Consider the following 13,666-nt stretch of genomic DNA (forward strand, 5'->3'; position numbering starts at 1 on the left):
CAGACTTGATTTCAAGAGAAACACATGAAAATCAGATAGATAACCCCACCTTTCAAACCTCTCCGGCAAGCGCCTCGCGCTCCGTAGCAAAGCGGGGGCAGCGGGGAATGCCCAGCTATTTGCCCTTCTTCCTGTCCTGAAGCGCCTTCAGCGCCGCGAACGGATGGTCCTCCGGATCGGGGGCGATCACTTCGGCCTCGAACACGGCCCCCTCCTTGCGCGGATAGGGATCGACCGCCAGGAACAGCGCGTCTGTCGCGATCCGGCCAAGGTCGATGATTCCATTGACGATCGGCTCCGGGGGATCGATCACCTCCGGCGGCTCCGCATCGTCCTTACCCTCCTCGATCAGTTCAGCCATCTTCCGGACCTCGGCCTCGGGGGCGAACACCAGGTCCACCTCCTCGTCGATCTCGCTCTCCATCGGATCGAGGGTAACCACGCAGGTCTGGCCGATCCGGGCGCGGACGTGGCCCTTGACCTCGAATCGGCCACCGCTCCTGGGTACGACGTCAAAGGCGGCCTCGGCGGAGAGGACCTCCCGCAGGCCGCCTGCCTCGGCTATAGCCTGGAGCTCGGCCGCCGATGCCTTGAGCTTGCGATGCAGGCCGGTGTCGGGGATCTGCACGACGATGATGGGAGACCGCCAGGGATCGGGTACGGATTCGGCGTTCGGTCGGCTCATCGGGTGATATCCTCGGTCAGCGCTGGGGGAAACCTGAAGGAGGCGCCCAGCAGCGCCGCTTCGTCGATCCGGCCAAGATCGGCCTCGGTGGCCCGGGCGTAGGCCGCAAGCTGCCGCGCCAGGTCCAGGCCAGCCCCGTTCAAGATATTCCTGCAAATGGCCGACGCCAGCGCTTCGCCGCCGCTATCCGCGGCCTGGTCGTAGGCCTGCACGCGGCCGTAAAGGCCTCGCCGAAGGCCCGCATCCGCTTCGGCACGGTCTGGTCGCCGATCCCCATTTCGCGCAGATTGTCGTCCATGTCCTCGCAGAACCGGTCGAACAGCGCCTGCGACAGCTCCGCGGCGCTCTGGGCCGTGCGCAGGCGCCGCAGCAGCAGCCAGAGATGGAGCAGCAACAGGTCGAAACGCCCGTTAACCGTATCCGGCACCCCCAAGTCGCGGTAAAATATGGGTTCTCGCGCCTGCGTCACGATCATGCCATAGATGGCTTCAATGGTGCCGCGCGGGGCTTGCCGGGGTTTCCTGAAGTGATTGAACGGCCAAACCATTGTGGGTTCCGCAAGCGGGCGTGCGCGTGTTGCAATTGCAGCCTCCGCCCGGTACTTCAGCGCCTCGCGCGACGCAAGGGGACGGAATCAGTTCCGCTATGACGATAACGAACCAGATCAGCCGGCGCGCGGACAAGCTGCGCGGCTTTCCAACACGCTGGCGTGGCCTGCGCCTGTTCGCGGCCATGGCCTTGGTCGGCGTTGCGCTTGCGGGCTGCACCGGCGAGCAGTTCCAGAAGGGTTACATCCTGCCGCCGGGCGCGCTGGAGCAGATTCCGATCGGCGCGAGCCAGGATCAGGTGCTGATCGTGATGGGCACGCCCTCCACGGTCGCAACCCTCGACGGTGAGGTGTTCTACTATATCTCGCAGCGCTCGGAGCGCATGGTCGCCTTCATGAACCAGAAGGTGGTCGACCAGCGCGTCATCGCCGTCTACTTCGACAAGAACCGTCGCGTGCGCCGGCTGGCGAATTACGGCCTCCAGGATGGCAAGATCTTCGACTTCATCAGCCGGACCACGCCGACGTCGGGCCAGGAGATGAGCTACCTCGCGCCAATCTTCAAGCTGCTCAGTTTTAACTGAGCATTCAGCCTGCGGCGTCGTGCCGCCTCCAGTGCGGCACTTGTCGTCGCGGACGACTTGCCGTTGCTCGTCGGGTTCCATACGCTGCCTGCAAAGCAAGAAGCAGGGAGTGGATTCGTGCCCAACAAACTACCCAAGAAACTCGAGAAGACATTTCTGTCCCGCCGCCAGGTGCTCACCGGCGCCGCTGGCCTCTCGGCCGCTGCGATCCTGCCGCGATCGAGCCTGGCGGACTGGAAGCCGACCGAAACGGTCCGCATCATCGTGCCGGCTGCGGCCGGCGGCTCCACCGACGTCATGGGCCGGCTTCTCGCCGCGCATCTGCAAACCGCCTGGGGCCAGTCGGCTGTCGTGGAAAACCGCTCCGGCGGCGGCGGCACGATCGGCACCGCCGAGGTGGTCCGCGCCAAGCCGGACGGCCAGACCATCCTGGTCGGCAATCCCGGTCCGAACGCGATCGCCTACAGCATCTTCAAGAACCTCACCTACAAGCCGGACCAGCTCCAGCCGGTCTCCAACATCATCCGGATCCCGAACATCGTCTCGGCGCATCCGAAAACCGGCATCAAATCCATCGCCGAGCTGATCACGTATCTGAAGGCCAATCCGGACAAGCTCAGCTACGCCTCATCCGGCGTCGGCCAGAGCCCTCACCTCACCGGCGCCTGGTTCCTCCAGCTCACCGGGCTGAAGATGACGCACATCCCGTTCCGCGGCGCCGGTCCCGCACTCCAGGCCGCGCTGGCGGGCGACATCCAGATCCTGTTCGACAATCTCTATCCGAGCCTGCCGCAGGTGCAGAACGGCACCCTCACCGGCCTCTGCGTCACCACGCCCGAGCGCAGCGAACTGGCGAAAAACCTGCCAACCATGCGCGAGAGCGCACCCGAGCTGGCCAATTTCGACGTATCGTCCTGGTTCTCGGTGTTCCTGCCGAAGGGCGTCTCGCCGGAGGTGCTCAATGCGCTCAACCTTCAAGTGAAGGCGATGCTCGAGCCGCGACGACATCAAGAAGAACATCGCCGCCATGGGCGCCCGCGCCGACTACGGCACACCGGAGCAGTTCTCCGCCTTCGTGGACACCGAGACGAAGAAGTTCGCCGGCATCATCCAGAAGGAAGGACTGCAGATGGACGTGCAGTAGGCGTTGGCGGAGATAGAGGCAGCATCCACCGATGTCATTCCCCGCGAAGGCGGGGAATCCAGTACGCCGCGGCTTCTCCGCATGACGTCTCTGTCTGTGGAATACTGGATCGTCCGCCTTCGCGGACGACGACAGCGAGGGTGAGGCTGCGCTCGCAATGGCGCGATGAAAGACTTCCGCACCAAAACACATCAAAAACCCCGCGGCTCGCGCCGCGGGGTTTTGTCGTTGATCGTAACGCCGGTCAGTGCGCCAGGATCGCCAGCAGCAGCAGGGCCACGATGTTGGTGATCTTGATCATCGGGTTCACCGCAGGTCCCGCCGTGTCCTTGTAGGGATCGCCGACAGTGTCGCCGGTCACAGCGGATTTGTGGGCATCACTGCCCTTGCCGCCGTAATGGCCGTCCTCGATGTACTTCTTGGCGTTGTCCCAGGCGCCGCCTCCCGACGTCATCGAGATCGCGACAAACAGACCCGTCACGATCACGCCGAGCAGCATCGCGCCGACAGCAGAGAACGCTGCCGACTTGCCGGCCGCGCCGCCGCCGGCGATGACGTAGATCAGGAAGTAGACGACGATCGGCGACAGCACCGGCAGCAGCGAGGGGATGATCATCTCCTTGATCGCAGCCTTGGTGAGCAGGTCGACCGCCTTGCCGTAATCCGGCTTGTCGGTGCCCTGCATAATGCCCGGCTTCTCGCGGAACTGCCGGCGCACCTCCTCGACGATCGCACTCGCCGCGCGGCCGACCGCCGTCATGCCCATCGCGCCGAACAGATAGGGCAGCAGGCCGCCGAAAAGGAGGCCCACGACCACGTAGGGATTGTTCAGCGAGAAGTCCGGCTTGACGCCTACGAAATAAGCGTGGTGTGCGGAGTCCGCAATGAAGAACTTGAGATCCTCATTGTAGGCCGCGAACAGCACCAGCGCGCCGAGACCGGCGGAGCCGATCGCGTAGCCCTTGGTCACCGCCTTGGTGGTGTTGCCGACCGCGTCGAGCGCGTCGGTCGACTTGCGCACCTCCTTCGGCAGGCCCGCCATCTCGGCGATGCCGCCGGCATTGTCGGTCACGGGACCGAAGGCGTCGAGCGCGACAACCATGCCGGCCAGCGCCAGCATGGTGGCGGTCGCGATCGCGATGCCGAACAGGCCGGCCAGGCTGTAGGTGACCAGGATGCCGGCGATGATGACGATTGCCGGCAGCGCAGTCGACTCCATCGAGATCGCCAGGCCCTGGATCACGTTGGTGCCGTGACCCGTCACCGACGCCGCCGCAATGGACTTCACCGGACGATAGTCTGTGCCGGTGTAGTATTCGGTGATCCAGATGATCAGCGCAGTGACGACGAGACCGACGATGCCGCATTCGAACAGCGCCATGCCGGTATAGTCGACACCGTCGAGCTTGCCGAAGCCGATCAGGAAGTAGATCACGCCGGCAATGCCGACCAGCGACAGGACGCCGGTGGCGATCAGCCCCTTGTAGAGTGCACCCATGATCGACTGGCTCGGCCCGAGCTTGACGAAGAAGGTGCCGATGATCGAGGTGATGATGCAGATGCCGCCGATCGCGAGCGGCAGCGTCATCATGTTGGAGAGGATCGGCGTCTTGGCGAAGAAGATCGCCGCGAGCACCATGGTGGCGACCGCGGTCACCGCATAGGTCTCGAACAGATCGGCGGCCATGCCGGCGCAGTCGCCGACATTGTCACCGACGTTGTCGGCGATGGTGGCCGGGTTGCGCGGATCGTCCTCCGGGATGCCGGCCTCGACCTTGCCGACGAGGTCGCCGCCGACATCCGCCCCCTTGGTGAAGATGCCGCCGCCGAGACGGGCAAAGATCGAGATCAGCGAGGCGCCGAAGCCGAGCGCCACCAAGGCGTCAACCACGACACGGCTATCGGGCGCAAGCTTCAGCGAATGCACCAGGAAGCCGAAATAGAGCGTCACGCCGAGCAGAGCCAGACCCGCCACCAGCATGCCGGTGATGGCGCCTGCCTTGAAGGCGAGTTCGAGACCGCCGGCGAGCGAGGTGGTCGCCGCCTGGGCGGTCCGCACATTGGCGCGGACCGAGACATTCATGCCGATGAAGCCTGCCGCCCCCGACAGGATGGCGCCGATGGCAAAACCGATCGCGACGTAAAGACCGAGGAAGTAGGCGAGCAGCACGAAGATGACGATGCCGACGATACCGATCGTTGTGTACTGGCGCCGGAGATAAGCCTGTGCGCCTTCGCGCACCGCTGCCGCGATCTCCTGCATGCGCGGCGACCCCGCGTCCGCACTCAACACCGAAGACGTCGCCCAGATCGCGTAGACGACGGAAAGCACTCCGCAGAGCACTATCAACCATAATGCTGTCATGTGATTTTCTGCCTCAGATCCTTGATGTGTCCCCGGCGCCTTTTGTTGTCCGTCTTGCGGTGCGGCGCCTTGATTTTGAACAACCCCGCCTCTTGCCCTGAAGAGGTGGCGTTAGTCGGCCACAAGCTTGCCAAAATCGCATTGAGCGTGCAACGCCGGAAGCGGCCGAAAAGGCGAACTCGGCAGGTATTTAGGTCGTAGACGCCCGCTCAGCGGAAATCTCTCCAGGCGCCTCTTCGACACCGACATGCGCCGGTCCCGGCCTCCGCCTCAGGCGGCGGACCTGACCGGATGACGGGAGGTCGATACCATTTCCAGGGCCTGCCCCTCGGCCGTCGAGCGCCGGCTGAAGATCTTGACGTCGTAGACGCCGCCATTGGGGCCAGTCTCCTGCGTCACCGAAATGACGTGCTCGGGCTTGAGGATGCCGATCGTGACATCCTGATCGGGCAGAATGAGCGTCGCCTGCTCATTGACCAGCACCACCACGAGATGGCCCTTCATCATGTTGGTCTTCGCCAACCCGCGCAGCTGGCCGTGATAAGGCTCCCGGGTCCAGGCCGACGGCAGGCCGGGATCAACCACGACATGGATGTTATTGGTATCGGGGTGCAAGGTGAGCACCATCTTCGACTGCTCGGGCTTCCATTGCATCGACATCGACGGCATGGTTTTCCAGAGACAATTGAACGCCGCGCACTCGTTCGGCAGCTTGTCGTGGATCGTGCAGCCCCGCCCGGGCTTGCAATGCGAGCACCACTTGCCGGCGGCCTTGCCGAGCTCGACCACGTTGTAGACCTTGCAACAGAGCGTGCAGCTTCCGCACTCCCTCCCGGGGCAGCCTGTGCCTCGCTCGCACTCGAAATGGCTGCCGTCATCGAATCAAACCCATTGGCTGCTTGTGCATCAATGGCGCTGGTACGTCGGCTTGCTTGCGCCGGGGTTGCGACAACCGGCGATCGGGCAAGGCTGAAGGGACGGATGGGATTCGAGCGGACTTGAATTCAGAAGTGGCTGTAGGACAGGCGCTTCAGGGCCAGTTCCTGGCCGTGCCCGTCGAGAAAGCGCGGCCGCCCATCGCCCGCGACGATCGTGCCGATCGCCGTGACGACCACGCCTGCCGCCTGCCCTGCTGCAATCAGCGCATCGCTTTGCGCCGGCGGCACCGTGCACAGCACCTCGTAATCATCGCCCCCGGCAAGCAGCGTCTCAACGCAAACGACGCTACGCGCGATCAACCCGGCGGCCGCGGCTGACAGGGCCACGCTCGCCACGTCGACCGTGGCCGAGACACCGGACGCCGCACAGAGCTTGGTCAGATCGCCGGCGAGCCCGTCGGAGACATCCATCGCGGCCGAGGCATGCTCGCGTACGGCTTGCGCAAGAACGTTGCGGGGCCGCGGAACACGATAGCGCGAGACCAGAGCCTCTCTTGCGGCGGGATCGGACACGAGCGCCGCCGCCGCCGCGCCGCCGGTGAGCACGTCGAGGCCAAGCGCCGCATCACCGATCGTTCCCGTCACCAGGATGCGGTCGCCCGGCTTGGCACCGGTGCGGCCGACCATCCGCCCCTTCGGGACGCGGCCGAAAGCCGTGATAGAGATCATTTGCGGTCCTGGCGTCGACACCGTGTCGCCGCCAAGCAGTGGACAGGCGAAGGTCTTGCTGTCCTCGCCGAGGGCATCCGCAAACGGCCTGAGCCAGGCGTCTTCCTTGCTGCGCAGCGCCAGGGTCAGGACGAAGCCGGCGGGGACCGCGCCCTTGGCGGCGAGATCGGACAGGTTTACCCGTAGCGCCTTGCGCGCGATGGTGTCGGGCGGGTCGGTGGCAAGATAGTGCACGCCCTCGACGATGGCGTCGGTGGTGACCACGATGTCGTCGCCGGACGAAGCCAGGACCGCGGCATCATCGACCAGCCCGAACGCGCCGGGATCTGTCGCCAGCGGCTCGAAATAACGCGCGATGAGGGAGTCTTCGGCGGAGGGATTTTGAGAGTCTGCCATCTGCCTTAGCCACACCCACTGCTGTCATCGCCCGGCTTGACCGGGCGATCCAGTACGCCGAGCCGTCCGAAATCAATAACCGCTGCCGCGGCTTACTGGATCACCCGCTCCAGTGCGCAAGTGCGCACAAGGCGGGTGATGACAGCGGAATGTGTGTCTACCCCCGCCCGAACTCGTCGCCGCGAAACTGGCGGCCGATCTGGTCGAGCACGGCATTGACCATGCCGGTCTCCTCGCGGTCGACGAAGGCGTTGGCGACGTCGACATATTCGGAGACGACCACACGGCCCGGCACGTCCTTGCGGTGTTGCAGCTCATAGGCCCCTGCCCGCAGGACTGCGCGCAGGATCGCCTCGATCCGCTTCAACGGCCAGCCCTGCGACAGCGCCTCGTCGATCAGGGGATCGAGCTTCTTCTGGTCGCGCACGACGCCGGAGACGACGTCGCGGAAGAAGGCGGCTTCCGCCGGCAGATACGTGTCGCCCTCGACCTCGTTGCCGAGCCAGTGGCTCTCGAACTCCGCGAAGATATCGTTGATGCCGGCACCCGCGATGTCCATCTGGTACAGCGCCTGCACGGCCGCGAGCCGAGCCGCGCCGCGCCGGTTCGCTTTCTTCTCGGTGCCGACAGGCGGCTTCTTGCTGTGATCGGCCATGATCAAGCCCGCGCCAGCCGGCGCTTGATGCGCAGCATCGCGATCGCCGCGCGCGCGGCATCGCCGCCCTTGTTGAGCTCGCTGGCGCGCGCCCGCGCCCAAGCCTGGTCTTCATTGTTGACGGTGAGGATGCCATTGCCGAGCGGCAGCTTGCGCGCCACCGCAAGATCCATCAGCGCACGGGAGGATTCCTGCGAGACGATCTCGAAATGAATGGTGTCGCCGCGGATGACACAGCCGAGTGCGATCGCCGCGTCATAAGGCTTGCCGTTGGCGGCAGCCGCATCGACGGCGATGGCGATCGCCGCCGGGATCTCCAGCGCACCGGGAACAGTGATGACGTCATGGGTCAGCCCGGCCGCCTTCAGCTCCATCACCGCGCCTTCGAGCATCGCGTCCTGGAGATCGTCGTAGAACCGCGCCTCGACGATCAGCGCGCGAGCGCCGGAAACGTCGGTCTGGTCCTTCAGGGGTGCACGCCGTGCATCAGCCATTCTTCGATCCATTTCACAGGGGTTGGCGCTATGTAGTCGCCGCAGGCGGGTAAGCCAAGTTTTAAACTGTCATTTCCGTCAGCCGCGCCGCGTAGCGGGCCATCAAATCGACCTCGATATTGACCTCGGCGCCCGCCTTCCAGCCGCCGATCGTCGTGACCGTCAGCGTGTGCGGGATGATCAGCACCGAGAAGCTCACGTCCTTCACCGTATTCACGGTCAGCGAGACACCGTCGAGCGTGATCGAACCCTTGGTGGCGATGAACCGTGCCAGCTCCCGCGTGGTCGAGAGCTCGAACCGCGCCATTTCGGGCAGATCCTCGCGGCTGACGAGTGTGGCGATCCCGTCGGCGTGGCCGGCGACGATGTGGCCGCCGAGTTCATCGCCGATCTTCAGCGCGCGCTCGAGATTGAGCTTCGTGCCGAGCTTCCAATGCTTGGCCGTCGTCAGCGCCAGCGTCTCGGCCGCGGCATCGACGTCGAACCAGGTTCTGCCGCCTTCGACGCCGGAGGCAACCACCGTCAGGCAGACGCCGTTGTTGGCGATCGAGGCGCCGTCGGCGATGGTGGCCTGGTCATAGTGGCAGGCAATGCGCAGCCGGTGCAATTGCCCCTGCGCCGTTGGCGTGAAGCCGATGATCTCGCCGATGTCGGTGACAATGCCGGTGAACATGTTAGGCGCGCTCGTAGATGGTGAGGGTATCCTTGTCGAATGTCTCGCTAGCATGAACCTTGTAGGCCTGCGACTGCGTGATTTTCGACAGGGGCAATGCATCGAGCGCATCTATTCCGCCGAGCCCAACCGCTTCCGCTCCGCGGAACAGCCAGATTTCGTCGACGAGGTCGGCCGCAATGAACGATGCTGCGACCCGGCTGCCGCCCTCGACCATCAGCCGCGTGATGCCCTTCCCGGCCAGGGCATGCAGCACAGACGGAAGATCGAGCCCGGAAGCGCTGGCGTGCGGTATGCGGATGATCTGCGCGCCGGCAGCGCCAAGGCGGGTTGCGGCGGCGGCTTCGGCGAGTTCGGAGCTGACGACCCAGAGCGGCGTCTCGCGCGCTGAACGGACCAGCTGGCTCGTGGCCGGGATGCGAAGATTCCGGTCGAGCACGATACGCACCGGAGAACGCGCTTCCATGCCCGGCAGGCGACAGTTGAGCTGCGGATCATCCGCCAGCACCGTGCCGATGCCGACCAGGATGGCATCGCTCTGCGCACGGAGCAGATGCACGCGATCGCGCACCGCCTCGCCGGTGATCGCGAGCGGCTTGCCGCCGGCCGCGCCGATCTTGCCGTCGGGCGACACTGCGAGCTTCAGGATCACATGCGGGCGATTGTCCCGAATGCGGCGGAAATGGCCGGAATGATCGAAGGCGGCCTCCGCCGCGCATAGACCGACGTCCACATTGATGCCGGCGGCGCGCAGGCGTGCATGGCCCTGACCCGCTACTTCCGGATTGGGATCCTCGATCGCCGCGACCACGCGCTTGATTCCGGCTGCGATCACCGCATCGGCGCAGGGCGGCGACTTGCCGAAATGCGAGCACGGCTCGAGCGTGACGTAGAGCGTGGCGCCGCGCGCCGCTTCGCCGGCCCGCTGCAAGGCTTCAGGCTCGCCATGCGGCCGCCCGCCCGGTTGGGTCCAGCCGCGGCCGACGATGATTCCGTCCTTCACGATGACCGCGCCGACGGCGGGATTGGGCCAGGTCCGCCCCTGCTCGCGCCGGCCGAGAGCAAGGGCCAGCTCCATGAAACGGCGATCGGCGTCCTTGGCCTCACGGGCCTTCTGCGCGAACTGATCCTCCAGGATGCGGAAGATCATTTGCGGATCGCGGCGAGCCGCGCTTCCTCCTCACCGGAGAGCTCGCCGAGCACGTCGGCGAAATCCTTGGCCTCACGGAAATTGCGGTAGACCGAGGCGAAGCGCACATAGGCGACGTCGTCCAGCGTGCGCAGATGCTCCATCACGGTCTCGCCGATCACCTCGGAGGAGATTTCGGCCTCGCCGCCGGTCTCCAGCTCGCGCACGATGGTGGAGACCATTTTCTCCACCCGCTCCGGCTCGACCTGCCGCTTGCGCAGGGAGATCGACACCGAGCGCATCAGCTTGTCGCGGTCGAACGGCACGCGGCGGCCGTTGCGCTTGATCACCGTGAGCTCGCGCAATTGCACGCGTTCGAAGGTGGTGAAGCGGAAATTGCAGGCGACGCACACGCGCCGCCTGCGGATGACGGACGAGTCCTCGGTCGGACGCGAGTCCTTTACCTGCGTATCGAGACTGTTGCAGTTCGGGCAGCGCATCCGTTGTACCTTAACCGGTTTTCTTGGCCTTACTGATAGATCGGGAACCGGTCGGTGAGCGCCTTGACCCGTTCCTTGATCGCGGCCTCCACCAGCGGCGCCTTGCCATCGTCGGACTGTGCGATCGCGTTGAGGACCTCGGCGATCATGCCGCCAACCTGCTGGAATTCGGCGACGCCGAAACCGCGGGTCGTCGCCGCCGGCGTGCCGAGCCGAATACCGGAGGTGACGAACGGCGACTGGGGGTCGAACGGAATGCCGTTCTTGTTGCAGGTGATGGCGGCGCGAACGAGCGCCTTCTCCGAGACGTTGCCCTTCAGCGCCTTCGGCCTGAGGTCAACCAGCATCAAATGGTTGTCGGTGCCGCCCGAGACGATATCGAAGCCGTGGCTCTTCAGCGTCTCGGCCAGCGCCTTGGCGTTCTCGACGACGTTCTTGGCATAGACCTTGAAGTCCGGACGCAGCGCTTCGCCGAAGGCGACCGCCTTCGCCGCGATCACATGCATCAGCGGGCCGCCCTGCAGGCCCGGGAAGATCGCCGAGTTGAACTTCTTGGTCAGCGCCTCGTCATTCCACAGCATCAGGCCGCCGCGCGGTCCGCGCAGCGACTTGTGCGTCGTCGTGGTGGTGATGTGGGCATGCGGCACCGGCGAAGCATGCACGCCGCCGGCAACGAGGCCCGCGAAATGCGCCATGTCGACCAGCAGGTAAGCGCCGACGCTGTCCGCGATCTCGCGAAAACGCTTGAAATCCCAGGGACGCGAATAGGCCGAGCCGCCGGCGACGATCAGCTTCGGCTTGACCTCTTCGGCCTGCTTGGCAACCGCGTCCATGTCGATGATCTGGTCCTCGCGGCGCACGGTGTAGTGCGCGGCCTTGAACCACTTGCCGCTCATGTTGACGGGCGAGCCGTGGGTGAGATGGCCGCCGGCCGCAAGATCGAGACCCATGAAGGTGTCGCCGGGCTGCAGCAGCGCCAGGAACACCGCCTGGTTCATCTGGCTGCCGGAGTTCGGCTGCACATTGGCGAAATTGGCGCCGAACAGCTTCTTGGCACGATCGATCGCGAGGTTCTCGGCGACGTCGACCCACTCACAACCGCCGTAATAGCGCGCGCCCGGATAACCCTCGGCGTACTTGTTGGTCATCACCGAACCCTGCGCTTCCAGCACGGCCCGGCTGACGATGTTCTCGGAGGCGATCAGCTCGACCTCATGGCGCTGCCGGCCGAGTTCGCCCTTGATGGCGGCGGCGATTTCCGGGTCGGCCTGGTCGAGCGTGGCGGTGAAAAACGAGTCGGGCGCGGAGGCGGTTTTGGCGAGGGTCATCTTGCGAATATCTCCACCGCCGCAGCCTTTTGGTGGGCTACGGACGGGTCTGGTGTGGCGATCGGAAGCACGCGCGATCTACCACATCGCCCGCAACAGGCCAAGTAGTTGCGGGTCGGGCCTGATATTTATGCAAGATATGGTGGGATGGAAGAGCGGTTCTCTGAAACCACCCCGTTCCGAAGGGCCCAAAGGGTCCGGTTTGGACCCTTAGGGACGTGCGCGGAGCCGGTAACGCCCGGGTGCCCTCCCGGGTGCCCTACAGTCCCGTATAGCCCGCCTTCACGGGGTCCACGCTGCCGTCGAGCTGGCGCAGATAAGTCAGGCCGCACACCGTCAACCTGTGGGTGTCTTTCTCGCCCGCTTCAATCAAGGTATTGAGATAGTTCGTCACCTTGGTCCGCGCCTCTGCGCTCGCCGCGGAGGTGCGGTTGGCGAGCAGGTCATAGGTCTGCATGATGCGGTCGATAGCAGCTTCCATGGCACCCTCTGTTTCGATGGAATTCTGGGAGTTTCGATCAGGCAACCGCGCGGGCCCCGGACTGGGCCTCGAACCGGCCAATCGCCTTGTTCGCGAGCCTGATCTTGTTGAGTTCGCCATGCTGGAGGAGCTTGACGATGATCTCGAGCAGCCGTTCGTTGGTGACGAGCGTGTCGGGAATTGCGCCGGAGCGACGCAGGTAATTCGCGGCGATGGCATAGGCATCGCTCACGAGCTCGACATTCATAGCCTGCAACCCGCGTTCGACCAGCATCGCATCCTCCGATCCGGCGAGATAACCGCGAGGCAGGGAACTGGTTCCGCCGGGTTGTGGATTTTTCGCAACCGCGAGACGACAAAACGCACCGGTCCGGGACAAGCCGGGCCGGCGCGCTTGGGGAAGTGAGGCACGTTTGGCAGATAGTTTCGGGAGGGCCGCCGGTCTTGTTATGGGCCGGCTTGGCCTTGATCCCCCGGAAAAACTCAGAGCCGATACAGGATCTGGTCGGTCCAGAACCGCTCGAGGCGGTGCAGCGACTTGTTGAGGGTCGAGAACTCCTCGCCGGAGATGCCGCCGACCTGTTCAACGGTCTTGACATGCTTCTGGTAGAGCGAGTCGACGATGCGGCGGACTTCCTGGCCCTGCGGGGTCAGGCGGATGCGCACCGAGCGCCGATCGACGCGCGAACGCTGATGATCGAGGAAGCCGAGCTCGACGAGCTTCTTCAGATTGTAGGAAACGTTGGAGCCGAGATAGTAACCGCGCGTGCGCAGTTCGCCCGCGGTCAGCTCTTTGTCGCCGATGTTGTAGAGCAAAAGCGCCTGCACCGAATTGATGTCCGCGCGACCGCGGCGATCGAACTCGTCCTTGATGACGTCGAGGAGCCGGCGATGCAGCCGCTCCACCAGAGTCAAAGCTTCCAGATAGAGCGTCTGCACCGAGCCCTGCTGGCCGGAGACGCGTTCTGCGGTATCTGCCGCAGTTGCGACGGCTTTCATCATGACACTTCCCCTGTTGTCGTTTTTATCGACACTCATTCGACGAAACTTGTGTCCCGTCTGATAGGTGCAACTTAAG

The 13,666-nt window shown here is 64.6% G+C and carries 14 protein-coding genes and 2 pseudogenes; 2 read left to right on the forward strand and 14 right to left on the reverse strand.

The features are described from left to right. Nucleotides 1–115: 115 nt before the first annotated feature. Nucleotides 116–685, reverse strand: coding sequence for a YceD family protein (locus tag ACQ86E_RS33580; RefSeq protein ID WP_431203583.1), 570 nt, complete (start codon nucleotides 683–685; stop codon nucleotides 116–118). Beyond that, nucleotides 682–1,232 (reverse strand): annotated as a pseudogene (locus ACQ86E_RS33585) (ubiquinol-cytochrome C chaperone family protein). Before ACQ86E_RS33585 ends, ACQ86E_RS33580 begins: the two are co-directional and overlap by 4 nt. 98 nt (nucleotides 1,233–1,330) lie before the next feature. On the opposite strand from ACQ86E_RS33585, the gene ACQ86E_RS33590 reads away from it, so the two are divergent. Further along, on the forward strand, nucleotides 1,331–1,816 hold the full coding sequence (locus ACQ86E_RS33590) for an outer membrane protein assembly factor BamE (protein WP_431203584.1): 486 nt from the start codon (nucleotides 1,331–1,333) through the stop codon (nucleotides 1,814–1,816). A gap of 117 nt (nucleotides 1,817–1,933) precedes the next feature. Continuing rightward, nucleotides 1,934–2,960 (forward strand): annotated as a pseudogene (locus ACQ86E_RS33595) (Bug family tripartite tricarboxylate transporter substrate binding protein). Between the two features lie 244 nt (nucleotides 2,961–3,204). On the opposite strand, the gene ACQ86E_RS33600 reads toward ACQ86E_RS33595, so the two are convergent. The 12 genes from ACQ86E_RS33600 to ldtR form a co-directional block, all read right to left on the reverse strand. Further along, nucleotides 3,205–5,325, reverse strand: coding sequence for a sodium-translocating pyrophosphatase (locus ACQ86E_RS33600; RefSeq protein WP_431203585.1), 2,121 nt, complete (start codon nucleotides 5,323–5,325; stop codon nucleotides 3,205–3,207). A gap of 270 nt (nucleotides 5,326–5,595) precedes the next feature. Next, nucleotides 5,596–6,114: a hypothetical protein gene (locus ACQ86E_RS33605; RefSeq protein ID WP_431203586.1), complete on the reverse strand. Its 519-nt coding sequence runs from the start codon at nucleotides 6,112–6,114 to the stop codon at nucleotides 5,596–5,598. A 215-nt stretch (nucleotides 6,115–6,329) separates the two neighbouring features. Then, a complete protein-coding gene (thiL, locus tag ACQ86E_RS33610) occupies nucleotides 6,330–7,328 on the reverse strand; it encodes a thiamine-phosphate kinase (RefSeq protein WP_431203587.1) in 999 nt (332 codons plus the stop codon). Between the two features lie 157 nt (nucleotides 7,329–7,485). After that, the gene (gene nusB / locus ACQ86E_RS33615) at nucleotides 7,486–7,983 is read right to left on the reverse strand and encodes a transcription antitermination factor NusB (RefSeq protein WP_431203588.1); all 498 of its coding nucleotides are present in this window, start codon (nucleotides 7,981–7,983) and stop codon (nucleotides 7,486–7,488) included. Nucleotides 7,984–7,985: 2 nt separating this feature from the next. Next, complete coding sequence (gene ribH / locus ACQ86E_RS33620; protein WP_431203589.1) at nucleotides 7,986–8,477, reverse strand: 6,7-dimethyl-8-ribityllumazine synthase; 492 nt, start codon at nucleotides 8,475–8,477, stop codon at nucleotides 7,986–7,988. A gap of 61 nt (nucleotides 8,478–8,538) precedes the next feature. Continuing rightward, nucleotides 8,539–9,150, reverse strand: coding sequence for a riboflavin synthase (locus ACQ86E_RS33625; protein ID WP_431203590.1), 612 nt, complete (start codon nucleotides 9,148–9,150; stop codon nucleotides 8,539–8,541). 1 nt (nucleotide 9,151) lies between these two features. Next, nucleotides 9,152–10,300 carry a bifunctional diaminohydroxyphosphoribosylaminopyrimidine deaminase/5-amino-6-(5-phosphoribosylamino)uracil reductase RibD gene (gene ribD / locus ACQ86E_RS33630; RefSeq protein ID WP_431203591.1) on the reverse strand — a complete coding sequence of 383 codons (1,149 nt, stop codon included), beginning with the start codon at nucleotides 10,298–10,300 and terminating at the stop codon, nucleotides 9,152–9,154. Then, the gene (nrdR, locus tag ACQ86E_RS33635) at nucleotides 10,297–10,779 is read right to left on the reverse strand and encodes a transcriptional regulator NrdR (protein WP_007603426.1); all 483 of its coding nucleotides are present in this window, start codon (nucleotides 10,777–10,779) and stop codon (nucleotides 10,297–10,299) included. Before nrdR ends, ribD begins: the two co-directional genes overlap by 4 nt. Before the next feature lie 29 nt (nucleotides 10,780–10,808). Continuing rightward, nucleotides 10,809–12,107 (reverse strand): serine hydroxymethyltransferase, encoded by a 1,299-nt coding sequence (gene glyA / locus ACQ86E_RS33640; RefSeq protein WP_015685680.1) that lies wholly within the window; start codon nucleotides 12,105–12,107, stop codon nucleotides 10,809–10,811. A 259-nt stretch (nucleotides 12,108–12,366) separates the two neighbouring features. Beyond that, on the reverse strand, nucleotides 12,367–12,588 hold the full coding sequence (locus ACQ86E_RS33645; protein WP_015685679.1) for a hypothetical protein: 222 nt from the start codon (nucleotides 12,586–12,588) through the stop codon (nucleotides 12,367–12,369). Nucleotides 12,589–12,625: 37 nt separating this feature from the next. Beyond that, nucleotides 12,626–12,862, reverse strand: coding sequence for a hypothetical protein (locus tag ACQ86E_RS33650; RefSeq protein ID WP_015685678.1), 237 nt, complete (start codon nucleotides 12,860–12,862; stop codon nucleotides 12,626–12,628). A gap of 209 nt (nucleotides 12,863–13,071) precedes the next feature. Beyond that, nucleotides 13,072–13,590: a transcriptional regulator LdtR gene (ldtR, locus tag ACQ86E_RS33655; protein WP_007603420.1), complete on the reverse strand. Its 519-nt coding sequence runs from the start codon at nucleotides 13,588–13,590 to the stop codon at nucleotides 13,072–13,074. Nucleotides 13,591–13,666 lie beyond the last annotated feature (76 nt).

It is taken from the genome of Bradyrhizobium betae (assembly GCF_050632175.1).
In the GTDB taxonomy this organism is placed as follows: Bacteria; Pseudomonadota; Alphaproteobacteria; order Rhizobiales; family Xanthobacteraceae; genus Bradyrhizobium; species Bradyrhizobium betae_B.